Genomic DNA, 24,307 nt, shown 5'->3' on the forward strand with positions numbered 1-24,307 from the left:
ATCATTTGTCTCCTTTATTACTATCATTGTTTTTTTGTGCTTTTATATCTTTGACCTTCTGAGGCGTAACATCATTACCCTCCGGATCAATGACCTTAGTACTTTCAATGTGATTTCTAAAAGAATTTCTAAAGTTTGATAAATATTCTTTTCTCAATTTAGTCAGCTCTCGCATTTCAGATTCAGAAATGTTATTTTCTTTTTTCTTTCTTGCAAGTGCATTGAGCTGTTTAATCTTTTCATCATCTAACATAAGCGTCATCCTTTCTCATATAATTTACCACAAAAAGAGTGCAGAAACCAAACGGTCCTGCACTTATTTTGAGAATAAACTCACAATATATCTAATTTAAACTAGAAACTTCATAATTCTGGAAATGTGCCATCATTCGATTTGCCAATAGACCTGTGTGAACCACACCACTCACGAGTTCTTCCTCTATGATACTTTCACTTTCTCCAGATAACATTGTGTTCGTTTTTTGTTCGCTATCCATTTCATTTACAACTTCTGTACTCGCTGTAGTTTCAGAAGAATAAACGTTCTCTCCCTCTACTTGTTCCGTATTAGTAAAACTATATAAAAGCACTAGACTCAACGTCACGGTAAACAATCCCATCAATGATTTCAATTCTTTAATTGTCATTTACATTCTCTCCTTCGAACAAATGTTTGTATTAATAATATAACAGAACACTTGTTCTTAGTCAACAATTATACGAACAAATGTTTGTAAGCGTACTTACAATATGGTAAAATTTAATTAACATAAGGTTGGAGGTAAAATGATGAAAGATTTAACAGAGAGACAAAAAGATATATTTCAGTTTATAAAAAGAAACGTTAACGATAAGGGATATCCACCAAGCGTTAGAGAGATTGGTAATGCAGTAGGTCTACAATCCAGCTCAACCGTGCATGGCCATCTCGCTAAACTAGAAAGTAAGGGCTACATTAAACGTGATCCTACCAAACCACGTGCGATTGAAATCGTGCAAGAATCAGATGTAAATGAATCTCCGGTTATTCACGTGCCTGTCCTTGGTAAGGTCACAGCTGGTTTACCGATAACAGCCGTGGAAAATGTTGAAGAATACTTCCCCCTCCCAGAACATTTTACTGCCAACCATAATAGTGAAATCTTCTTATTAAATGTTGTTGGTGATAGTATGATTGAAGCTGGCATACATGATGGTGACAGAGTCATTGTTCGCAAGCAAAACATTGCACATAACGGTGAAATTATTGTTGCCATGACTGATGAAGATGAAGCAACAGTTAAACGTTTCTATAAGGAAAAAGGGTACTATCGTTTACAACCTGAAAATTCTACAATGGAACCAATATTCCTTGATAATGTGAGTGTCTTAGGCAAAGTGGTTGGTTTATTTAGAGAATTTATTTAACAAAAAACACTCAGAATCTTAAAGAAAAGATTCTGAGTGTTTCTCTATACATTATTTATTATTGTAAAAAGTTTTCAGTATAAAAAGGCACTTGTTCCTGATCATACTCAATCCCTATGCCCACTGATGTGAACTTATCATTTAAAATATTCACTCTGTGAGATGGTGAGTTTAAAAGACTGTGGTGAGCGAATATTGGAGAAGTATGTCCTGTTGCGATATTTTCACCAGCATAGGTATACCTCACATTTTCTCTTTCCAACCTTTCCTTTAGACCATTTCCATCAGGATTATCATGATCAAAGAACTTACGTTCCGCCATGTCTACACTGTGATAGTAAGCAACATTATCCACTTCGGCATTTCTATCTAACATGCCATAGCCGTATTCATAACGTGTAGCATTTAAGAGATAATAGTGCATGAGTTCATTATCTTCTATTGATGGATGGTTATACAGTTCACTGATATCAATAATCTCGTCCTTATGTAAGACAAGCATACCATTGGCTTGATAGCCTTCATGAATATCATAAAAGAAGTAGACATAGTAATTTCCGACATCAAAGACATCATATTCTTCATTTTCTACTTTCAGTCGTTTCCACTGCTTTCTAACATACTCCACCGGTTCACCGTAAGTTTCTCTGGCCTTTTCTCGAGTCATCTTGTCTATACTCATCTTGCCGAGTGATACGTTTGGTGAATTAGTATATCCACCAGTCAGTTCTCCGTCTCTTACGAGTAACATGTGAAAAGCACCAGGCTCATTTTTAATCACAAAAACACCTTCGTACTCGGAGTTTAAAACAGTTTCCCCTTCTGTCGTCACTGAAGAACCTAAGGAATAATCAATGTTGGTTTCTTGACTACCATAAACCTTTTCAATCTTCGTCGTATCATAACTGGGTATGAAGTGGCCTTCAAACCAATGACTGAAGTAATCTTCGTTCAACCCATTTCTAAAATCATAAGATTGAATGACTGGTACGATAAAAACCACTACCAAATATAAAATTACTAATCCAAGTGCGCGTCGTATCCAATTCATTCAAACTATTCCCCTCTAAATACTGACGTATAAATTATCGATGAGACGTGCTTTAGAAAATTGTACCGCTATGAATATGATAACATCACTGTCAATTTCATTAAGTTCACCAAGATTATCAGCCCTGTAGATTGCTAAATCATCAATTGACCCACTTGTATTTTGTTCGATATGGATCTTAATCAATGATTGGATTTTATCGACATTGGTTTCACCGTCTTTAATTTTCAGACTCGCCATCTTTAATGCTTGGTAAATGTTCGGTGCTTCTTGATATTCCGTTGCTGTTAAATTCACATTTCTTGAACTTCTTGCAAGTCCACTCTCTTCTCTTTTTGTTGGAACGTCTTGAATTTTAACTGGCACATTAAAATCTTGAACATAACGTTTGATAATCATAAGTTGCTGGCGGTCCTTCTCTCCAAAAAACGCCATAGCTGGTTGAATAATATTAAACAACTTACTCACTACAGTGACGACACCTTCAAAATGACCCGGACGTTTTACACCATCAAGTAGATTTGCCATTGATTTAATACCGATGTTAAATTCCATTTCACATGGGTACATCACCTTTTCACTAGGTGCAAAGACAAGATCCACGCCGTAGCTTTCACATAAAGCTAAGTCTCCTTTTAAATCTTTGGGATAGCTTTCAAAATCTTCATCTGGTCCAAACTGTAAAGGATTTAAAAAGATACTGACGACAACGATATCACAAGCTTCTTTGGCAGCTTGGATTAAGGCTCCGTGTCCTTCATGTAGTGCGCCCATTGTCGGAACAAGGCCAACAGTCTGACCCTTATATTCACTTAAAATTTCTCTAGTTTCGTCAATCATTACACTGTGTTTCACGCTTCGTACACCCGCTTCTTATAAGTGGTTTCTTCATCTGGGAAAGTGCCATTCTTTACTTCATCTCGGTAGGCTTTTAAGCCGGACACCGCTGGTTCTGTTAGATTACCAAATTTTTTAACAAACTTCGGTAATCTGTCTGACCCATACTGAAGTAAGTCATGGTAGACAAGTACTTGTCCATCTGTGTCAACACCTGCACCGATACCAATAGTCGGTATTCTGACTGCCTCTGTCACTCTTTTAGCAAGATCGCTCGGAATCGCTTCTAAAACCATCATTGATACACCAATTGACTCTAAAGTTTTCGCATCTTCTATTAATTGTTCAGCCTGATCTGTATCTCCAGCCTGCATTTTAAAGCCAGTAATACCGACATGTTGCGGCGTTAAACCTAGGTGACCACATACCGGTATGCCTGCCTTAATTAGACCTTCAATAACATCAACACGCGCCGAACCTTCTAATTTAAGCATGTTCGCATTCGATTCCTGGTATAGCTGTATACCATTACTAATCGCTTGATTAACATCACCATGATAAGATCCAAAAGGCATGTCTGCAATAATATATGTGTCATTTGCACCACGGCGTGCTGCCTTAGTATGGTGAATCATGTCAGCCAAGGTCACCTTAACAGGAGAATCATAACCAAGCACTACCATGCCTAGTGAATCTCCAACAAGTATAATATCGACACCAGCCGCCTCACAAGACTTAGCTGAAGGATAGTCATAGGCAGTTACCATGACAATTTTGTCATCGTGCTTCATGTTGATTAAGTCCGCAGTCGATTTCATAGTTTCCCTACTTTCTGAAATTAGTTATACTTAATTTTACCACATAATCACCGGAAACAAAGAACGGAGTGACCGTATGAAAATAGGTATAATCGGTGCTGGCGCTGTCGGAGCTATCATCGCAACTGAGCTATCAAATCTAGATGTCGAATTAAAACTAATGGCAAGATCTAACCGTGATGGCTTAACTATAAAAACTGGTGAAACCGTGCAGTATCACAAGATACCAGTTTATGATATTGACACAGTCGACGACAAATTCGATTTAATATTTATTGCCTCAAAGACCCCCGCCTTAAAAGATTTACAAGATAAAATCCCGACGCTCATGCATGAGGATACTGAGATTGTGTTCGCCTTGAATGGTATGGGTTATGACAATATGTTTTCACATGGTGTTCCAGCTGTTGTGTATATTAGCGGCCAACAAAAAGAAGATTACATCGAACACTTCTTAAATAAAAAGTTGCTTATTGAAAATAAACAATATAAAGCGCTTGATACACTCATTGAACAGATGCAGGAGAATCCTTCAGTCGAACTTCAAATAGTAAAGACTGAAGACTTTAAGCGAATAAGATATGAAAAACTCATTGTCAATACAGGCGTTAACACTGTCACTGCACTCAGTCAAAACACTGCTCGTATATTTAAAGACCAGTCTGTCGTTATGTTTACAAGACAACTCTTAAATGAAGCAATCGATATTGTTAACAATTGTAATCCGGATGGTGTCACCATTGATGAGAATTTTATCGACACGGCAATGAATATGTATTTAGGCTATCCAGCTCATATGGGCACGAGTATGTATTACGATGTCATCCAAGACAAGCCAACTGAATTTCAATATATTCAAGGATTTTTAATGACTCTAAAGGGAAATTGTTCAATCCATACACCTATTTTAGATACTGTAACATTGTTACTAAAAGCTTATGAAATTAGGGACAATTAAAAAGTACACTTGGCTATGTCAAACCAAGTGTACTCTATTTAACTTCTCGCTTTTTTCTTCGGTCTATAATAAAAGAACCAGATTAAGAAGGCGATACCTGCTACAGCTATAATGACATATGCGATATTTGAATACACATCCATTACGCTAACGATGTCCTCCCAGTTTTCACCTACTGAAGCACCGAGATATACAAGAACGGTATTCCAAATCAGCGTCCCAACTGTTGTCAAAACTAGAAAAAGTGGCATAGACATTTTACTCATCCCTGCAGGAATGGAAATGAGGCTTCTTATCAGTGGAACGAAGCGACAGAAAAATACAGTCCAACCACCATACTTACCGAACCAATTATAAGATTTTTCAATGTCATTTTCTGTCACACGTAGCCACTTACCATATCTTAGGACAATACGCTTCATTCGGTCTTTGCCGAGGATACTCCCTAGATAGTAAAGGACAATAGCCCCACCAACTGAACCCACAGTCGAGGCGATGATGACGCCAAAAATCGACATTTCGGTATGCGCTGTCATAAAGCCACCAAAAGTCAGGATGACTTCTGATGGGATTGGTGGAAAAATATTCTCTAGTGCAATCAAAAAGACAATCGCAAAATAGCCAAACTGATTAATTAAATCTTCTAAAATACTCTGCATTTATTTAATGTCCTCATTCTTTATTTAATCATGTCCCGCAATATGTTTTAAAGTTCGGATCGATATCATCATCACCAGGTGCATCTGTATATTTGCCCCCGATTTTATCATTATAAGGTTTAGACACTGCCTTAAGCAATTGCTTAACCTCACCGTAATGTCCTTCTATTGCTTGATCTAATGCTTCTTGAACGATGTGATTTCTAGGTACCATACTCGGGTTTCTTTTATTCATTACTAGCTCGATCTCATCTTGCTTAGCAGTTTGACTTTTCTTTCTAGCCTGATATTTTTCAAACCATAAAATAAAGTCACTATCATCAAACATAGGTAAAAGATGATAATTTGTAAGATAAAAATCACGAAACGTTCGAGTATAATCTGCCTTATGTTTAAACATAAGCTCTAGAAAATCATTGATTAGACTCTGATCATAAACATCCTCATGGTTCATATCCAAAATCCCTAACTTCTCACCCATTAAAGAAATATACTTTCTATTGTAGTACTGTGGGAAATGATTTAAGGCATTTTGTGCAAGCTTAACCGCTTCTTCTTGTTCATCTGCTAATACCGGAATTAAAGATTCCCCGAGCTTACTTAAATTCCACTGAGCAATTGAAGGTTGGTTTTTATAACGATAGCGACCGTTTGTATCAATAGATGAGAAATAGGTATCTGGATCATAAGTGTCTAAAAAGGCACAGGGACCGTAATCTAAAGTCTCACCTGCTATCGACATATTGTCAGTGTTCATCACACCATGAATAAAGCCGAGCGCTTGCCATTCTGCTACGAGTTCCGCTTGTTTTCTTATGACATGATCGTAGAACAACTCGTAGCGTTTAGGTGCTTCAATATCTTTTAAATATGGGTAATGACGATCAATGGCAAAATCAATTAAAGTCGTCAACTTATCTCTAGACTGATGGTATGCAAACTCAAAAGTTCCGACCCTTAAATGAGATTCTGCGACCCGAGTCAAAATTCCGCTTTTAACGATGGACTGACGTTGTAAATATTCTCCTGTTTCAACGACGGCAAGTGCACGCGTTGTTGAAACACCAACATTCGCCATGTATTCACTGATGATATATTCTCTTAGCATTGAATCGACGGGTGCACGTCCGTCCCCATTCCTAGAGAACTTGGTCGCCCCAGATCCCTTTAGAACAATATCCATTTTTTCATCTTCAGGTGTATTATGCTCACCTAAGAGGACGTTTCTGCCGTCACCCAACATATTCAGTACACCAAATTGATGGCCCATGTAACTTTGAGCAATCGGTGTTGTTTCATCAGGTAGATGGTTGCCAGAGAAAAATTCTGCATCATCACTTAAAGCCTCATCCTCAAGCTTTAATAGCTTGGCAAGGTGTTTATTAAATAAGATCATTTTAGGCGCTTCACATTCTTCAGGTTCATAAGGTGCCCAAAAGGTACGTGGTAATTTTTTGTAGTCATTGCTAAAGTTCAAGCCTTTATACATAGGAAACCTCCTAATATTTCTATAGTAGACAAGTATACTATAAAATGATTTTATTTTTGTAAAATTCAGCTACGGATAATTGAATTTTGTTATAATATATGTGTAATAATATAGTAACATTTTAAATTATATTGGAGTTGGAATCATGTCAAACGGATTAAGAAGAGCGTCTTGGAAGTATGCTTTTGCCTATACTGGTATCGTTGTTGGTGCTGGTTTTGCAACTGGCCAAGAAGTACTTCAGTTTTTTTCAAGCTATGGCTTAATTAGTATTATCGGCGTCATACTAACAGGACTCATTGTAATGTTTATTGGACGTCAAGCAGCAAAACTTGGTTATTCTACAAATGCTGAATCACACGTCCTACCGCTTAACACCTTATTTGGTGTCAAACTTGGTAAGGTCGTAGACATCATCCTTGCATTCTTTCTCTATGGTTTAGCCGTTGTAATGATTGCAGGTAGTGGTGCAACTTTCAATGAAGGTTTTGGCCTCAACCCGCAAGTGGGTGCGATTTTCTTAATTATTGTTGCCTTCGTCACCTTACTAATGGATTTCGATAAGATTATCTCAATTATCGGTTCTATTACTCCTGTATTAGTCATCGCTTTATTTATTATTGCAATCTACAATATATTTAACCCTATGGTGCCTTTTTCTGAAGTGAATCAATATAATGATACTAGCCACACACCAACAGGTAGCTGGTGGTTTGATGCAATAACTTATTCAGGCTTTACACTAGCGACAGCCTTCAGTTTTTTATCCATAATGGGTTCAGAAAGTGCACGTCAATCCATCGTAAGACGCGGCGCAATATACGGTGGACTCTTAATCACTTTCATTATGCTCTTGATTAATTTTGGTATATTATCTATTATGCCAGCAGCATATGATGTTTCCTTACCGACAATGCAGATGGCGAATAATCTATCACCGTGGATCGGTACAGCATATTCTATTATTATTATCTTACTAATCTTTAACTCAGTAGTCGGTTTCTTATATCCATTCTTAAGCCGTTTTACTAAACCACAATCTGGGAAATATAAGATACTCTTGATATCATCGTTAGTAATTGGTTATCTAGCGACATATGTGGGATTCGTAGAACTTGTTAATATCATCTATCCATTGTTTGGTTACGTTGGATTGACCATTGGACTTATGTTAACTGTAAGATGGATCTTCTTAAAACGTAAAGCTTATCATTTAGCTGAAAAAATCTCAGATGAAGACTAATATAAATCACTCTATAGTTTGTATATTCGTAAACTATAGAGTGATATTTATATATATATGTATTTTTACAACTATACTATGTTTATTAGTCGCTTAGTTGTTTATATTAGTTATGTAAACAAGATAATAGGAGTTGTGAGAATGTCAAACGGAAAGAACAGAGCGTCATGGCGAATTGGATTCGCCTATGCCGGTATCGTTGTCGGTGCCGGATTTTCAACAGGACAAGAAGTTTTGCAATTCTTCGCCAGCCATGGATTGATCAGTATTGTCAGTATCATCATGGCTGCATTTATATTAATGTTTGTCAGCCGTCAGGCTGCAAAACTTGGCTATAGACTCGATGCAGAGTCACATGAAGGGCCAGTTAAAGCTTTATTCGGTAGGCGATTGGGATTAATTATCGACTACACTTTAGTCTTCTTTTTATATGGAATTGCAGTCGTAATGATTGCCGGTAGTGGTGCTACCTTTAATCAAGCATTTGGTATCTCACCTGATATCGGAGTCTTAATATTGATCGTCATAACTGCAGGAACCTTACTTCTTAATTTCGACAAGATCGTCAATATAATCGGAGGTATTACGCCCCTATTGATCATCGCTGTCGTTATTATTACAACCTATAATATTTTAAATCCAACAGTACCTTATTCTGAAGTTAATAATTATGTTGATCCAACACGTGCACCGTCAAAATTTTGGTGGTTCGATTCAATCACATACGCTGGTTTAGCTTTCGCAGTCGCGTTTAGCTTTTTATCGATTATGGGCGCTGGTGCTGCCAAACACGCTATCGCAAGACGTGGGGCAATCTATGGCGGTCTGATCACCCTCTTATTAATGGTACTCGTTAATGTTGGTGTACTCTCCATTATGCCAGATGCCAATGAAGTCCCATTACCAGCAATGTTAATGGCAGAAAATATGGCACCCTGGTTAGGAACAGTATACTCCATCATAATCATACTGTTGATATTTAATTCAGTCGTAGGTTTAATGTACCCGTTCCTTTCAAGATTCACCGAGCCCTACTCAGGCAAGTACAAAATGCTCCTAGTTGTGTCACTCATTGGAGCCTTCTTAATTTCTAAAGTCGGTTTCGTCGAGCTCGTCAACATCGTTTACCCAATACTCGGCTACATCGGCCTTGCTATATCACTCGGCCTATTGATTCGTTGGATTATCAACAAAATTACCAAGAAAAAACTACTCTAATGATTTTGTGTCTTGGCACCGACCCTTCTTGGGTCGGTTTTTTGTTGTGTTTTTTGGGGGGTGAACGATGCTCCGCTTCGTTTTTATTTCGAAGCGGAGCTACAGCCATACATTAAGCCACCACCTCAACACCAGCCATATACCTACACAAAAAAGCCAACGACCAAGCGGTCGTTGGCAATCAACTAATAATATTATAGTTTAATTCTTGTACCTGCTTTACCTTCTAGGGCAAGGACAGCTTCATCTAGTGAGCAGATGATACCTTCTTTACCTTCGTGTTTAGCGAAGGCAATAGCTGCTTCAATTTTAGGAAGCATTGAACCGGCAGGGAATTGTCCTTCTGCAACGTATTGTTCTGCTTCTGCAACTGTGATTTCTTCTAGTTTTTGTTCGTTTTCTTTGCCGAAGTTGATGTAGACGTTTGGTACGTCTGTAAGCATCATGAATACGTCAGCATCAGTTTGTTCTGAAAGTTTTAAACCAGAACGGTCTTTATCGATTACGGCTTCAACACCGTTGATTTGACCTTTTTCGTCACGGTAGATTGGAATACCGCCACCGCCTGATGATACGACGATTGATGTTTCAATAAGAGATTTAATTTCGTCCACACCATGGATGACTTTAGGTTCTGGTGAAGGTACAACACGACGGAATCCGCGTCCAGCATCTTCTGCCATTTGGTAACCTTTTTCTTCTGTTAAGCGTTTAGCTTCTTCTTCGTCGAAGAATACACCTACTGGTTTTGTTGGGTTTTCAAATGCTGGATCATCTTTGTCTACTTCTACCATAGTCAGTAGAGTCACAACGTTTGTATTGTCTCCACCTTGGATTAAACGGTTTTTCAATGCTGATTCCATCATATAACCGATCATACCTTGAGATTCAGCGTTGTTAACGAAGATTGGCATTGCAGGAATTTCTTCTTTTGCCGCTTCGTTTTGAGCGATGATGTTTCCGACTTGTGGTCCGTTACCGTGAGTGACTACGATTTTGTGACCTGCTTCTGAAATTTCAACCATACGGTTTGCCGCATTAATTACGTTTTGGTATTGGTTTTCAAATGTTGCTTCTTGTTTTGGTTGTAAGATGGCGTTACCACCTAAAGCTAAAACTACTTTTTTACCCATTATTTCATCTCCTATTTAATGTCATATAAATTCCGTAGAGTGTGTCATGGCCAGAAGAAGATCCTAAAGCCAATAACGCCTCAACGGCTTTTTTACTCGGGTTCTCACCAAGTTCGGTAATTTTCGAAGAAAATATACCTTTTAGAGCGAGCTTAATAAAATTTTCACTGACTATAGTCGTTACCGTCTCCGATAGATATGAAGCTAAGGAATTTTTATGCACTTCACTGATAAAGGGATCTAGTGCATCCACATATAATATACCTGTAATCATATCATCACCAGATGGTGTTAAGCCAGATCCTCTCCCCACTAAATATTTAAGGGGGAAGTCTGAGTTTTCATCAGCTAGAGCGTCTAATATCTCACTCATTTTTTCAGGATAAAAATCACTATCATTAAATTTTTCAAAATTAAAGTCATTCACTACATTTTTTATAGCAGTAGTGTATCCGGTTTCAACCTTGTCATATTTAACTAAGTCTGCCTGATTCAACATAATCATAAAATCTTTATAGTCAATACCACGTCGGCTCACTTTGACTATATGACCAACAGACAGAAATTCCTTAGCATAATGCATGGTGTTTTTATCGATTGTGACACCGAATGGAAAGTATCCATTTTTAGTCGTTCCAACGAAAATTAAATCGTTAGATTCATTAACAATATTAAAACCATTGTTGAAAATACTATGCACACGCATGTGATTGTTCTGATTTAATAAGTCAAGTGCGATCGATCCGACCGCACTTGCTTGGTATATCATTAAGCTTCAAAACCTAATTTCTTGGCATAAGCTGTGATTGCTTTTTCGAAACATTCGATTGGAGGGTTTACTGTACCCGCACCAATTTGTCCAAAACCAGCAACTTTGTGTGCAATACCTGTGTTGATTACAGGAAGGATTCCACTTTCAACAACTTTACGTGCATCGATTCCGGTTGGTGCACCTTTGAAGTCCCAAGTAGGAATGATGAAGTTAGGGTTTTCTTGTTGAGTGATCTCAGCCATGTTGTTTGAAGTTTCAAGTGCGTCATTGAAACCACCTGAACCGACGAAACGTGTAACTGCTGGAGCAGCGATCATTGACATACCACCAACACCGATTGTTTCAGTAATTGCTGAGTCACCGATATCTGTGTTTGCATCTTCAGCTGAGTAACCAGTGAAGTATAGACCTTGTGGTGTGTTTACTGGCGCAGTGAACCACTCGTCACCCATACCAGCGATACGTATACCGAAGTTTTCACCGTTACGGCACATTGCTGTAACGATTGTTCCGTGTTCGATTGTACGTGCAGCATCTGTCATTGCTTTACCCGTAGCCATCGCAATGTTTAAGAAGAATTGATCAGTATCAGCTAAGAACTGCATAACTGCTTCTCTGTCTTCTAGAGATACATCTTCTAATGATGTAATTGCTGGTGCAACTTCTTTTAAGAATGCTAATGAAGCTGCAATGTTTCTTTGGTGGAATTCGTCACCCATTGCAATTGCTTTAGCAACTAGAACGTTAACGTTAAGTCCTTCGTCCATAGTTTTAAGTGCTTCAGATAAAACTGGAGCTAGGACATCTTTCATCCAGTGTAAACGGTTGATAACTTGGTCGTTGAACGCACCGAAGCGTAGTACCGCACCGATACCTTCGTTCATTGTGCAGTATGCTTCGTTACCGTGTTCTTTGTTTACAACGACTACAAGTGGCATGTTCATTGAAGTGATACCACCCATTGGACCAACAGCGTTTACATGGTGACACGGAATGAAAGTGATTTTGTCATTTTCTAATAATTCACGTGCACCTGCTTCGTCTTTTGCCCATCCTTCAAAAAGGATTGCACCGACACAAGAACCTTGCATAGGATCAGTCATGTTTTCATACTTGATTGGTGGTCCAGCGTGTAAAAGAACGTGTTCTTTTAATTCTGGGATTACCGTGTGTGCAGGCACAACATCAGTTAAGAAAGGTGCTGCACCAATCATTTTTTGAACGACTGCTTTATTTGCTTCTTCGATATTTTGGTAAGCCATTATACATTCTCTCCTTCATAATTGTTTAAGAATTGAAGTACTTTCATAAGCTTCTCATCTCCACCAGCAACTGGGCGCCAGTTGAATTGAACAACTTCTGCTCCACTGTTTTCAACAGCTTCTGTAAAGCTTTTCAGACCGATGTTGATTACGCTTGGGTTGTTTGAAATTAGGCTCATCATTTTTTCATCTACTGATAAGTCTTCTGAACCTTTGTCAAAGTTCTTAGTTTCAAGTATTGGCTGTTCAACTTTACCACCAACAAGTTCAATAGCAGTACGAACCATTTGGTCGTTAGTATCACAAAGAACTGCACCAGCTTCTTCTAAGATTTGACGTTGTTTATCGTAACCTTGAGCATCTTTGTCAGTACCTACAACAGTTGCAAGTACTACAAGTGAACGCTCTTCTGATTTAGCTTTGTCAGTGATACGTTTAATAGTCGGAGCAAGTTCAGAAGCCATGTCAGCATGAGAACCATAACCAATAACGTTGTCTAACATAATAACAGCTGTATCTTCACTGTCAGCAGATGTTTCTAATTTTTCAATACGTTTTTCAGGGTCGATCATTGGGTGAGGTTTACCTTGAGTGTACATATCATCACCTAGGTCAATCACCTCGTGTGAAGTAGATTTATAAGTGAATCCTTCATCTTTAACTTCTTCTTCACCAAGTGAATGTCTAATCATCATTGCCGCTTCACTTGCTAGCGTACCACCTGAGTAGTATGCTTTGATTCCTTTTTGGTTCGCATCAAAGTCTACAGATAAGCCTTCAATTGTAGATGGTTTGAAGTCAACTGTTTCACCATTTGAAAGTTGTACAGACGCAACTGCCGCTTCTTCAAGTGTATAAGCATGATAAATTGCATCCTCTTGATATTCTGGTTTCGCACCTAAGAATAGAGCAACAACTGGTTTGTCGATTGAACGTAATACGCTCTCAACTTTTTCTTGTACTTCTTTAGCTGGTGGCTTAGAAATTACAGTAATGACCTTAACTTTAGGGTCTTGGTTAAGAGCTTTAATGCTATCTAGCATAGTAATCGCACCAACTTCTGTTGAAAGGTCACGTCCACCAGTACCGATCGCATTTGTGACACCTTTGCCCATACGGTCAACGATTGTTGTTACTTCTTGGATACCTGTACCAGATGCACCAACAACACCAATGTCACCTTGTGCAACAGTGTTTGTAAATGCTAATGGCACGCTATGGATAATACCAGTACCACAGTCAGGACCCATTACAAAAAGACCTTTTTCATGAGCGAGTTCTTTAAGACGAACTTCGTCTTCTTTAGGTACGTTATCTGAGAACATGAATACGTGAAGACCGTTACGTAAAGCATTTTCTGCTTCCATCGCAGCGTATGTACCAGGGATGGAAATTAATGCAAGGTTAGGATTGTTTGCAAGTTCTAAAGCACGTTTCCAGTTATGAGCTTCTGAAGATTTTTGACTGTCGTCAGAACCGCTACCACCAGCAAGTTCAGTTTCAACTGCTTGGTCAACTTCATCAACTTTAGACTCATCGTCAGTATCGATAACAATAACAATGTCATTTGCACTTGCATCTTTTAATTCAGGTGTACCTAAACCAGATCCTTTGAAAATGTCTTTGTTAGCAGGTGTCCCCATCATTACTGATGCTTTGTTGACACCTTCCATAGCACTAAGTTTTTGACTTAAAAGCATAAGCACGATGGAATCTTGATAAGTGTTTCCCTTAATAATTGTATATAACATCATAAACCTCCATTAATATTTATTCTGCAAATCTATTTTTACCGTGATAACGATCAAAGTGAATGTTGTCACTCACGAGATAATCATATATATCATCAACAATTTCAATGCCATCTTCATCATATTTTTCGGCACGTTGTTTTCCGCGTTCTCCTGGGAAGTTAACTTCAGAGAATCCTGGTGCAGGTGACTGCTCTTTTAGTTCATCTAGCATTGTAGATAATTGTTTTTTGAAAGCTGTCACATCTGTGAAGTACGCCGGATTAATGACAATATGTAGCTGCCCTAATTGACGACCAGCAGTCAAGTCCTTGTACATACTTGAGACATGCACACCGTGCGGCAATCCAAGTAAGGAACCAGAAAGAATATCAACCATCATCATCAGTCCATAACCTTTAGGTCCAGCAACTGGAACTAATGCATGAACATCACGAGAGTTTGTTGTTGGTTCACCTTTAGCATTTACTGCCCAAGTATCTGGAATATCCTGCCCTTTAGAACGGGCATCTAAAACTTTACCCCATGCCTGTACAGTAGTCGCCATATCAAAAGTGATGATTCGTTCATCATTTGTCGGTGCTGCAAAAGCGATTGGATTTGTACCAAAGTAAGGTTCAGTACCGCCAAATGGTACAACCATAGGATCCGACTGACACATTGATAAAGCAACCATATCTTGTTCTGCTGCTTTTTCAACGAAATAGCCGAGTGCACCTGAGTGTGAAATGTTCGTCATTCCAACGACAGCTACACCATTCTCTTTAGCCATTTCAATGGCTTTGTCCATGCCAAGTTTAGCAACTTGGTGACCGACACCATTATCTCCGTCAAGTAATGCAGTTGATGGTCCTGTTTTTTCAAATTTAAATTCTGGGTTATTAGTTATGCCGCCCTTAGCGATACGTTCAGCGTAGTATTCTACACGTACCGCACCGTGAGAGTGGATACCGCGGTGGTCAGCGAAAGTAAGTACATCGCTGACAGCATCCGCAGCCTCTTCTGTAAGACCAGCTTTAGCTAATTTAGTTTTCATGAGTTGAAATAGTTCATCTTTTGAAACACGCATTTCTTACATCCCACCTTTTAGTATGGTGTATTTGATTTTAAGAATTCCATGATGTCTTTAGGAATTGGAATACCTGATTTTTCGTACTCAGCCTTTGTAACTTCCATTAACTCACCTGGGTAGTACACTTGATCGAAACCTGTTGCAGGTTTGTTAGCATGTAACTCTTCAATCATCGTTTCCATCTTCTCTTCCATTGCTTCTCTAGTTGAGAAGAAATCAGGGTTGATGACTAAATGGAACTGTCCTAGACGACGATATTCACTTAAGTCTTTGTACATACTTGTTACATGTTTACCGTGATTTAATCCCATCAGACTACCTGATAAGATATCAACCATCATCATCAAGCCGTAACCTTTAGGTCCAGCAACTGGTAAGAGTGCGTTTACTGCGTAAGGGTCCGTCGTTGGGTTACCGTCTTTATCGACTGCCCAAGTATCTGGAATATCCTTATTCTTACTTCTTGCATCGAGGATTTTACCCCAAGCTTGAACGGTTGTCGCCATGTCGAAAACGATTGGAGACTGTCCATCTTTTCTTGGTGCAGCGAAAGCAATTGGGTTTGTACCAAAGTAAGGATCCGAGCCACCAAATGGTACAACCATTGGATCTGATTGACACATTGATAGAGCAACCATGCCTTGTTCTGCAGCATGTTGTACGAAGTAACCAATCGCACCAGAGTGACTCATTTCACTTACACCAACTGCACCAATACCAGATTCCTTAGCAAGTTTGATTGCTTCTTCCATCGCTTCAAAAGCGACGTAATGACCGACAGAGTTATCACCGTGGTAAACACCAGTTGACGTACCAGTTTTTTCAAATTTAAGCTCTGGCTCTAGGTTAAAACCACCTTTTGCACAGCGCTCTGAGTAGTACTGCATACGAACTGAGCCGTGTGAATGAATACCGCGTGCATCTGCCCAAACCAGAACATCTGCAGCACGATCTGCAAATGTTTCAGGCATACCATTAAGGACAAATTTGGCTTTAAATAGTTCACGCAGTTCTTCTGAATTAGAAATGACTAATTCTTCTGACATGCCATAACCTCCTATCTCTATATGAATGTTTTATAGTTCAACGTCTCTGTTTGCATCTTTAGAATAGATGTAAGCAAATGGCTCATCTAGGCCGACTGCATAAGTTGCTTGTAATGCATAAGCACCCATGAAGATATAATCACCTTTATCAACTGGCATCCAGTTGTTATCAAGGTTGTACATGCCGCGACCACTTAAGATATAAGCACCGTGTTCTTGTACGTGTGTTTCAACATAACCATGTGACGCACCTGGTTTGAATGATAAGATGTGGAAGTTCATGTCATAAGCAATATCTGCTGGTAAAAGGTCTTGTACAAGTACTTCATCCATACCTTCGTAAGCTTTTTGTTCGATATCGTTAACATTACCTGTCACAACTTCAGGTTTACCTACACCTTTAGCTTCTTGATAGCGCTTCTTGTAAAGGAAGAGGCGGCTATCTTCACCGTTGTTGTTGTTTTCAAATGTAAGTTCTAAGTGTGGTGGCACATAGATGTATCCACCCTGTGAAAGATTATAAGATTGTCCATCTGCAGTTGCAGTCACGTTTCCGTAAACAACATATAAGAAAGTTTGAATACCTTCTCCGCCGAATCCTTGTTTGTTACCACCATTGTTTTTAACTGTAACTAGGTAGTCAACAAAACGTGCACCCATTCTTGGTGAACCTAAGATTGACATATCGCAATCTTCAAACCCAGGAACAACGTTATTAACGAGTCCGTCTGGAGTTAATACTGCAAAATCATCCTTCTTAACGATTGAACGTGTTTCTAATAAGCCTTCTCTATATCCTTGTTGATGGTTTAAGTAACCCATTTATATATCTCCCTTTCTCTTAAATTAAGTCTATTTATATTAATAAGCTAATTTATAAAGTGTCTCAGCAAGTACTTCAATACCGTTAACTAAATCTTCGATTTTTGTTTCTTCTTCAACGTTGTGTGAAATCCCACCGATTGATGGTACGAACACCATACCTGTTGGCATGTAATTAGAGAATATTTGAGCATCATGTCCTGCACCAGATGGCATTACTTTATATGAATCACCGACAACTTTGTCTGCAGATTCTTGAATCATGTTGACAATACTTTCATCCATCAAGGCTGGAGATTGTTCCATCCATAAGTTGATGTCCGCAGTCATACCGTACTTGTCAGCAACTTCGTTGATTGTGTCTTCAACAGTTTTCGCAAAATCGTTTAATTCCGCTTCATCGATGTGACGTGTATCAACTGAGAATTCAACCTCACCAGGTACAACGTTAACAACACCAGGAACTGGTTTAACACTTCCGAATGTTACAACAAGTGGATCACCAATCTCTTGTGCTTTTTGTACAAGCGCTTGTGCGATTTCAGTAAAGGCTACAACCGTATCTTTACGGTAACCCATAGGTGTTGTTCCCGCATGGTTTGCTTCACCTTTTAGGTTGATAGTGTAACGTTTTTGACCAACGATACCTGTAACAACACCGATTTTCTTCTCTTCTTTTTCAAGGATTTGACCTTGTTCAATGTGCACTTCGATAAAGGCCTTGATGTCATCACGAACCTTATCATCTGTTCTAAAGTCAAAACCAGATTCTCTCATTGCATCAACGAATTTAACACCTTCACCATCAGTGATGTCTTTTACGTCATCATTGTTTTGAAGGTTGAAGAAGTTTTTAACACCCCAGAATGTGTATGGGAAGCGAGAACCTTCTTCTTCTGCAATAGATAGTACTTCTAATGTACGTTTTGGTTGACCATATTTTTCTTTCAAGTAAAGTGTTGCAATTAATGCACTTAAAATACCGAACTGTCCATCAAGGTGTCCACCTTCTACAACAGTATCGATGTGTGATCCTGACATAATTGTTTCTTCAGGCTTTTCTGAACCAATTAGTCGCCCTGAAACGTTACCTACAGCATCACTTGATACTTCTAGTCCGTTTTCTTCAAAGATTTCTTTCAAAGCGTCAACTGCTTTGCGCCATTCTTCTGAATAAAGTAGGCGTGTAATTCCACGAGGGTCTAAACCGCCATAACTTGTAAACTGTTTGTCCAGTTTTTCAAAAGTTTCAAGAATGTCCATTATAAATCCACTCCACTCATTATTTTTCAATTACAATTATAAAATTAGTACCATCAACTAGCATTGACAGTTTCAACAATCATGTCTATTCAAATTATTCACTTTAGACAAATACACTAAAATTGCTTAGTCTGTATAATGATTAATGTAAAGGAGACATGCTTATGGAAACTGTAACAATTAAGATTGCTGACTCATATACGCTTTTAGGCGATTATTACAAAAGTACTGCTGTAAATAGCCGAGATGTTTTAGGTACTTTAATCTACTTACATGGTGGTGGTTTAGTTTTTGGTGAACGCACAGACCTCCCTAATGAGTATATTGAAATACTACGTAAACGCTTCGAAGTCCTTTGTGCCGACTATCGTCTCGCACCTGAATCTACTATCGATGATATTTTCATCGATTTACAAGACATATATCACTTCGCTACAACTTTGAAACACGAAAAAATATATATTATGGGACGCTCTGCCGGTGGTTACTTAAGCTTAATGATGGCACGCGATTTTAATATTGAAGGCATCATCAATTTTTACGGTTACTTTAATTTCAGTCATAGTGACTTCAATTACCTACCACACGATCAAAAGCACCTAGCTTCAATGCTGACTGAAGATATTGTCACACCAAACATACGTGACTATGTGACCGTCAAAGAAAATCCAGATCCAAGATATCTTTTATATCTTTACTATAGGCATATTGGTGAATGGGCAAAAACCCTTGGCATCGATTTAGAGAACGATAAATACCGATTAACCAATGAGGATATAAAAGCATTGCCACCTATCTTTGTCGCCCATGGGAAGGGAGATCCTGATGTACCTGTTTTCTTCAGTCGAAAGTTAAATAAAAATGCACCAGTTGTAAAATTTGTTGAGGTCGATACAAATACTCACAATTTTGATCAAACAGTCAATGAAAACAATATCAAACTCTATGAAACAGCAGTTACTTTTATGAATGACCAGCATACATAAGAAAAGTCAGGGAGGCACCTCCCTGACTTTTTATTTATTTATAGAATTGTCCAATTTTAAGATTACTTACACCTTGATCTAGTGAATAAATTTCTTCACCACGTAAAATAGTACCGGCAACTTGCGCACCAATTTCACGTCCAATATAAGGACTGATCTTATTGCGATATTCTAATGCTTCTTTTTCTACAGTATAAGGTGAATCACCTTTAATTAATACGAAATCTGCGTCGTAACCGACTTCAATACGTCCTTTTCCTTTGAGCTCAAAACGGTCTGCGACATTTGATGCAATGATATCTGCAAACTGCGTCAATGACATACCACGTTTTTGTACAGCTTCATCAAATAAAAGATCGACATTATTTTGGATACCGGAAATTCCACCCCAAGCTTTAAAGGCATCATCTGTATCTTTAAGATCTGGTGTACATGGAGAGTGGTCACTCGTAACGAACATCACTTTACCGTCAAAGACGCGTTCCCACATACCTTCTAAACGTGATTTTTCACGGATTGGTGGTGAACATTTAACCACTGGTCCGATGTCATCAAGTTCTTCTTTATAGAAGTATAGGTAATGCGTACATGTTTCACATGTAATATCTACACCTTCATTTGCAGCTTCATTGATTAAATCAATTGCTTCAGCATTGGCAACATGTACGATATGCACACGACAACCTGTTTCTTTAGCAAATAAAATAATCTTTTGAATCGGTTCAACTTCAGTAAATACAGGTCTTGTATCCACATAAGCTGCTAGTGATTTTTCACCACGTTCTTGTGCTAATTGACCAAGTTTATCTGTTATTGGACCATTTTCAGCATGGATTGATAAAATTTTACCTGTCTTAGCAATCTGACGCATACCTTCATATAAAGAGTAGTCATCAACATTCATAAAGTCTCCTTCGATTGAACGGTCACCAGCTGTTGCAACAAATGCCTTATAAGCAACTACACCGTCTTCATCCAATTCTTGAATGCCGCCGTCTAAATTAAAAGGTACTAGACCGCCATAACTATATACATCAACTGATAACTTATCGTCACCGGCTTTGAATTTTTCTTGAATTGAATCGTGATCGACTGTAGCTGGAATCTGGTTTAAAGGCATTTCGATAAATGATGTTACCCCACCTTTTGCTGCTGCACGCGTACCTGTATCATAGCCTTCCCAGTGGTCACGAATGCCTCCACCTGGTTCACTAATATGAACATGTGCATCAATCATACCTGGGGAAACAACTAAACCTTTAGCATCAACAACGCGAGCGTCACCTATTTCAATATCAGTACCAATTTGAGCGATTTTTCCATCAGTAACAGCGATATCAACTTCTTGTTCACCGCCAGGAAGTATAACCAAACCATTCTTAATTACTAAATCATAAGCCATTTTTAAGTCCTCCTACACTAGGTGTATAATAACGCAAAACAAGATAATAGCATACTTTAGGCAATACCCATGTTGCACGCTCTAAAACATACTATTAGTCAAATATATTTACGTTTATTTTGTTATTAGTGTACTATTAAGTGGAGAAATATAAATTGTCTAAATTATAATGTTAATAATTTATTTTTGTGCATTTTGTACAAAAACCTATTTTTAAAATACAGGTGATTAATAGATGGTAACAATTAAGGAAATTTTATCTTTGGAGCGCTTTAGTAATTTTAAAGTAATTAATCATAAAGCGGATCTCGAGAGAACCGTCACCAATGTCGATATAACAGAGACTCCAGATGTCAAAGATTACACTACGGAGCACACAATCCTCTTAACGACAGCAATGACTTTTAAGAATGACCCAGATGGACTGATTAAATTCATTAGAGATTTAAACGATGTACCTGTTGCTGCACTGGGAATTAAATTATCACGCTTCATTCATGAGATTGATAAGAGCGTAATCGACTACGCAAATAATCTCGGTTTCCCATTAATTGAAATTCCAAACAACTGGAAACTCGGTCAAGCTACTCATAGTATCGCGACATATATTTCACAAGATGAAACTGAAAAATTGTATTATGCCTTAGAAGTACAACAACGCATGAACTCAATGTTAATCAAGGAGTTTAGTGTTGAGCGTATGGTCAACCAACTCAGTCAGTTTTTAAGATTGCCGATTATATTAATTAACCCTTTTTACAAGGTAGATGTAATGAGTAATAATTTTAAAAACGACCAGAAATTATATAAAGAAAGCATACGATATTTTAATGATGTCTATTTGAATAACCAAGAAGACTTCACCAATGACTTCAATACGAAAACTGCAGTATTTAAAGTGCCTGCCTTCACGTATTTCCCTTACTATTTAATCGTTTCTAATTTGGATAAGATATCTTATCCGTTTAGCCATTTGGCAATTGAACAAGCGATCAATACCTTGTCGTTTGCAATTTATAAGGATTCTAAAATTAGAGCGACAGAACAAGAGGATGTGAACTTACTGTTTAGCTCTATTATCAATTCAACAGATGGTACGCCTATTAATTTAAATTCTCATCCAGAATTTTTTGAACGTTATCATTTAATCGATTCGTCATACTACCAAGTCATGATTTGCGGAATCGATAAAACCGATGAAATAGAAAACTCAGAATATGTAAATGAACGTTATCAACTCACTTTTGAATGGCTACAAAACGCGCTCGTCTCACTCGACCCAAATATCAGTATATTCGGTTTTGGTGACTCCAATCGCTTTGCGATCTTGTTACAAGAACGTCATGAATATTACCAGGCATACTGTCGCCATCTTCAAAAAGAATATAAGAAATTCTTTAGGGAATCCTTATCGTTTGGTATAGGAAATGAAGTGTCCGACTTCACCCAAATCCATTCATCATTCGTCGAGGCAGAAGAGACCTATGATATTAGTCATAATCGCGGTGACAAAGAGTTCTTGGAAGTTTATCGTCCGAGAAATTTTGAGGAACTGTTACAACTGATCAGCCCAGATAAGGTCAGGCCATTTGTAGTGAATACTTTAGGGGACCTCGCTTTTCCAACAAACACCAAGGATAAGGAACTTAAGAAGACCCTACAAATATACATGAATAATCAGTGTGATATTACGAAGACTTCAAATGAAATTTTCGTACACCGAAATACTGTTAAATATCGTATAAATAAATGTGAAGAAATGTTAAGAGTGAATGTCATGGATCCTGTTCATTCATTAAATATTAGGTTGGCATTGTTCATTTCCCAACATATCCAAGATGCTTAAAACTTGTTCACATCCAATAATTATAAGAAAATTATAGTTGCCTTAGTCTTTGGTTGGGTAGCAATTTGGATATATAGAACAATCTTGACTCCAATTTACCCACAAATCCAAGATGCACTAGGTAATGCATCGAATGCAGAAATCGGTTTAATTGCTTCTGTTTACTTCTTTGCGTATACAGGTATGCAGATTCCTGCAGGTGCCTTGGTCGACAAGTTCGGTCAAAAAACAGTCTTAATTCCAGCATTTATTGGTTTCGCGGTTGGTGCAGTTGTACTTGGTACTTCAACAACTTTACCGCAAGTATATATCGGTTCATTGATTGCAGGTCTAGCAACAGGTTCTTACTACGGTTCGGCTTATAGCTTGTCTGCTAAGCATGTACCTAAAGAAAAGAAAGCTTTTGCTAATGCCGTCGTAATCAACTCTGGTTCTGCTGTCGGTATGGTGATCGGTCTAATCGGTTCATCAGTGCTTGTTGGTGGCTTGAACGTTGAGTGGAACTGGATGCTTTACGGTACTGCACTTATCATCTTAGGTGTAACATTTGTATTTTACATCAACATCAAGAGTGATAAGCAACCTGCAGCTATGGAAGATCAAACTGCAAAAACAACAACAGATACAAAAAATGTTGTTAAAGAAGATGATGGTGTGTCATTATTCTCAAGTAAACACCTAACAATTTACTTCGTATACTTCGCTGTTTGTTACGGTTACTACATGATTGTAACTTGGTTACCTTCATTCCTAGTAGCAGAAAAAGGATTCGCACAATCAGACGTTGGTTATGTTTCAGCACTTGTTGCTATCGCAGGTATTCCGGGCGCTTTAATTTTCGCTCGTATTCTAGACAGAAGACAGCAAGATCGTTTGAAATATATCTTAGCCCTATTAATCATTTCTACAGTCATGATTGGATTGACAGTGTACTATCCATCACCATGGATTCTGTACATCGCATTAATCCTTTACGGACTATTTGGTAAACTAGCAATCGACCCTGTATTAATTACTTATGTTTCAGATTCTGTACCAGAACACAAAACAGCTAAAGCACTTGGCTTGTTTAACTTCTTCGGTATGGCATCATCAGTTGTCGCACCATGGTTAACTGGTTTCATTGGTGATACTACAAGTTCACAAATTATTGGTTTCTATATTGGAACTGTTTTACTATTAGTTGCAGCACTGCTTTTCTTCTTAGTAATCTACCTAAGAGATGGCAAAAATTCACAACACGCATAAGACAATATAAAAATAAGCACTCAA

General features: G+C 38.1%; 23 protein-coding genes. 7 read left to right on the forward strand and 16 right to left on the reverse strand.

Annotated elements, in window-relative coordinates; genetic code table 11:
- Position 1: 1 nt before the first annotated feature.
- On the reverse strand, positions 2 to 253 hold the full coding sequence (locus JEM45_RS03000) for a DUF896 domain-containing protein (RefSeq protein ID WP_198687736.1): 252 nt from the start codon (positions 251 to 253) through the stop codon (positions 2 to 4).
- 91 nt (positions 254 to 344) lie between these two features.
- Entirely contained in the window at positions 345 to 647 is a 303-nt protein-coding gene (locus JEM45_RS03005) for a hypothetical protein (protein WP_198687737.1), read from the reverse strand.
- 142 nt (positions 648 to 789) lie between these two features.
- On the opposite strand from JEM45_RS03005, the gene lexA reads away from it, so the two are divergent.
- Positions 790 to 1,407 (forward strand): transcriptional repressor LexA, encoded by a 618-nt coding sequence (gene lexA, locus JEM45_RS03010; RefSeq protein WP_026866531.1) that lies wholly within the window; start codon positions 790 to 792, stop codon positions 1,405 to 1,407.
- A 58-nt stretch (positions 1,408 to 1,465) separates the two neighbouring features.
- On the opposite strand, the gene JEM45_RS03015 is transcribed toward lexA, so the two are convergent.
- Genes JEM45_RS03015 through panB form a run of 3 tightly spaced genes read right to left on the reverse strand, consistent with a single transcriptional unit; the run spans position 1,466 to position 4,113 of the window.
- Positions 1,466 to 2,458: a CAP domain-containing protein gene (locus JEM45_RS03015; protein ID WP_026866532.1), complete on the reverse strand. Its 993-nt coding sequence runs from the start codon at positions 2,456 to 2,458 to the stop codon at positions 1,466 to 1,468.
- A 15-nt stretch (positions 2,459 to 2,473) separates the two neighbouring features.
- Positions 2,474 to 3,313, reverse strand: coding sequence for a pantoate--beta-alanine ligase (panC, locus tag JEM45_RS03020; RefSeq protein ID WP_026866533.1), 840 nt, complete (start codon positions 3,311 to 3,313; stop codon positions 2,474 to 2,476).
- A complete protein-coding gene (gene panB / locus JEM45_RS03025) occupies positions 3,310 to 4,113 on the reverse strand; it encodes a 3-methyl-2-oxobutanoate hydroxymethyltransferase (RefSeq protein WP_026866534.1) in 804 nt (267 codons plus the stop codon). The genes panC and panB overlap by 4 nt, the downstream gene beginning before the upstream one ends.
- Before the next feature lie 76 nt (positions 4,114 to 4,189).
- Here panB and JEM45_RS03030 point away from each other — a divergent pair, with 76 nt between their 5' ends.
- Positions 4,190 to 5,071, forward strand: coding sequence for a ketopantoate reductase C-terminal domain-containing protein (locus JEM45_RS03030; RefSeq protein WP_198687738.1), 882 nt, complete (start codon positions 4,190 to 4,192; stop codon positions 5,069 to 5,071).
- A 38-nt stretch (positions 5,072 to 5,109) separates the two neighbouring features.
- On the opposite strand, the gene JEM45_RS03035 is transcribed toward JEM45_RS03030, so the two are convergent.
- A complete protein-coding gene (locus JEM45_RS03035; RefSeq protein WP_198687739.1) occupies positions 5,110 to 5,730 on the reverse strand; it encodes a DedA family protein in 621 nt (206 codons plus the stop codon).
- Between the two features lie 28 nt (positions 5,731 to 5,758).
- A complete protein-coding gene (locus tag JEM45_RS03040) occupies positions 5,759 to 7,219 on the reverse strand; it encodes a protein adenylyltransferase SelO (RefSeq protein WP_198687740.1) in 1,461 nt (486 codons plus the stop codon).
- 145 nt (positions 7,220 to 7,364) lie between these two features.
- On the opposite strand from JEM45_RS03040, the gene JEM45_RS03045 reads away from it, so the two are divergent.
- Together JEM45_RS03045 and JEM45_RS03050 are read left to right on the forward strand one after the other, a co-directional pair.
- A complete protein-coding gene (locus JEM45_RS03045) occupies positions 7,365 to 8,462 on the forward strand; it encodes a YkvI family membrane protein (protein WP_198687741.1) in 1,098 nt (365 codons plus the stop codon).
- A 141-nt stretch (positions 8,463 to 8,603) separates the two neighbouring features.
- Entirely contained in the window at positions 8,604 to 9,680 is a 1,077-nt protein-coding gene (locus JEM45_RS03050) for a YkvI family membrane protein (protein ID WP_198687742.1), read from the forward strand.
- Between the two features lie 194 nt (positions 9,681 to 9,874).
- On the opposite strand, the gene arcC is transcribed toward JEM45_RS03050, so the two are convergent.
- The 8 genes from arcC to allC are packed head-to-tail and all read right to left on the reverse strand — an operon-like array spanning position 9,875 to position 18,801.
- The gene (arcC, locus tag JEM45_RS03055) at positions 9,875 to 10,813 is read right to left on the reverse strand and encodes a carbamate kinase (protein ID WP_166626578.1); all 939 of its coding nucleotides are present in this window, start codon (positions 10,811 to 10,813) and stop codon (positions 9,875 to 9,877) included.
- Positions 10,814 to 10,817: 4 nt separating this feature from the next.
- Positions 10,818 to 11,582, reverse strand: a complete 765-nt coding sequence (locus tag JEM45_RS03060) for an oxamate carbamoyltransferase subunit AllH family protein (protein ID WP_198687743.1) — start codon at positions 11,580 to 11,582, stop codon at positions 10,818 to 10,820.
- Complete coding sequence (locus JEM45_RS03065; RefSeq protein WP_198687744.1) at positions 11,582 to 12,847, reverse strand: YlbE family protein; 1,266 nt, start codon at positions 12,845 to 12,847, stop codon at positions 11,582 to 11,584. Before JEM45_RS03065 ends, JEM45_RS03060 begins: the two co-directional genes overlap by 1 nt.
- On the reverse strand, positions 12,847 to 14,598 hold the full coding sequence (gene fdrA, locus JEM45_RS03070; protein ID WP_198687745.1) for an acyl-CoA synthetase FdrA: 1,752 nt from the start codon (positions 14,596 to 14,598) through the stop codon (positions 12,847 to 12,849). The genes JEM45_RS03065 and fdrA overlap by 1 nt, the downstream gene beginning before the upstream one ends.
- A 19-nt stretch (positions 14,599 to 14,617) precedes the next feature.
- Positions 14,618 to 15,667 (reverse strand): ureidoglycolate dehydrogenase, encoded by a 1,050-nt coding sequence (allD, locus tag JEM45_RS03075; protein ID WP_166626574.1) that lies wholly within the window; start codon positions 15,665 to 15,667, stop codon positions 14,618 to 14,620.
- A gap of 17 nt (positions 15,668 to 15,684) precedes the next feature.
- Entirely contained in the window at positions 15,685 to 16,716 is a 1,032-nt protein-coding gene (gene allD / locus JEM45_RS03080) for an ureidoglycolate dehydrogenase (protein ID WP_026866544.1), read from the reverse strand.
- Between the two features lie 30 nt (positions 16,717 to 16,746).
- The gene (gene allE, locus JEM45_RS03085) at positions 16,747 to 17,538 is read right to left on the reverse strand and encodes a (S)-ureidoglycine aminohydrolase (RefSeq protein WP_026866545.1); all 792 of its coding nucleotides are present in this window, start codon (positions 17,536 to 17,538) and stop codon (positions 16,747 to 16,749) included.
- 39 nt (positions 17,539 to 17,577) lie between these two features.
- Complete coding sequence (allC, locus tag JEM45_RS03090; RefSeq protein ID WP_198687746.1) at positions 17,578 to 18,801, reverse strand: allantoate deiminase; 1,224 nt, start codon at positions 18,799 to 18,801, stop codon at positions 17,578 to 17,580.
- Positions 18,802 to 18,965: 164 nt separating this feature from the next.
- Between allC and JEM45_RS03095 the strand changes: the two genes are divergently transcribed.
- Entirely contained in the window at positions 18,966 to 19,787 is an 822-nt protein-coding gene (locus tag JEM45_RS03095; RefSeq protein WP_198687747.1) for an alpha/beta hydrolase, read from the forward strand.
- A 34-nt stretch (positions 19,788 to 19,821) separates the two neighbouring features.
- Here the strand turns inward: JEM45_RS03095 and allB are convergent, their stop codons facing one another.
- Positions 19,822 to 21,189, reverse strand: a complete 1,368-nt coding sequence (allB, locus tag JEM45_RS03100; RefSeq protein ID WP_026866548.1) for an allantoinase AllB — start codon at positions 21,187 to 21,189, stop codon at positions 19,822 to 19,824.
- 235 nt (positions 21,190 to 21,424) lie between these two features.
- Between allB and JEM45_RS03105 the strand changes: the two genes are divergently transcribed.
- Positions 21,425 to 23,035 (forward strand): PucR family transcriptional regulator, encoded by a 1,611-nt coding sequence (locus JEM45_RS03105; protein ID WP_198687748.1) that lies wholly within the window; start codon positions 21,425 to 21,427, stop codon positions 23,033 to 23,035.
- 3 nt (positions 23,036 to 23,038) lie between these two features.
- Positions 23,039 to 24,283 (forward strand): MFS transporter, encoded by a 1,245-nt coding sequence (locus JEM45_RS03110; protein WP_198687749.1) that lies wholly within the window; start codon positions 23,039 to 23,041, stop codon positions 24,281 to 24,283.
- Positions 24,284 to 24,307: the final 24 nt, after the last annotated feature.

Source organism: Jeotgalicoccus sp. ATCC 8456 (assembly GCF_016313225.1).
In the GTDB taxonomy this organism is placed as follows: domain Bacteria; phylum Bacillota; class Bacilli; order Staphylococcales; family Salinicoccaceae; genus Jeotgalicoccus; species Jeotgalicoccus marinus.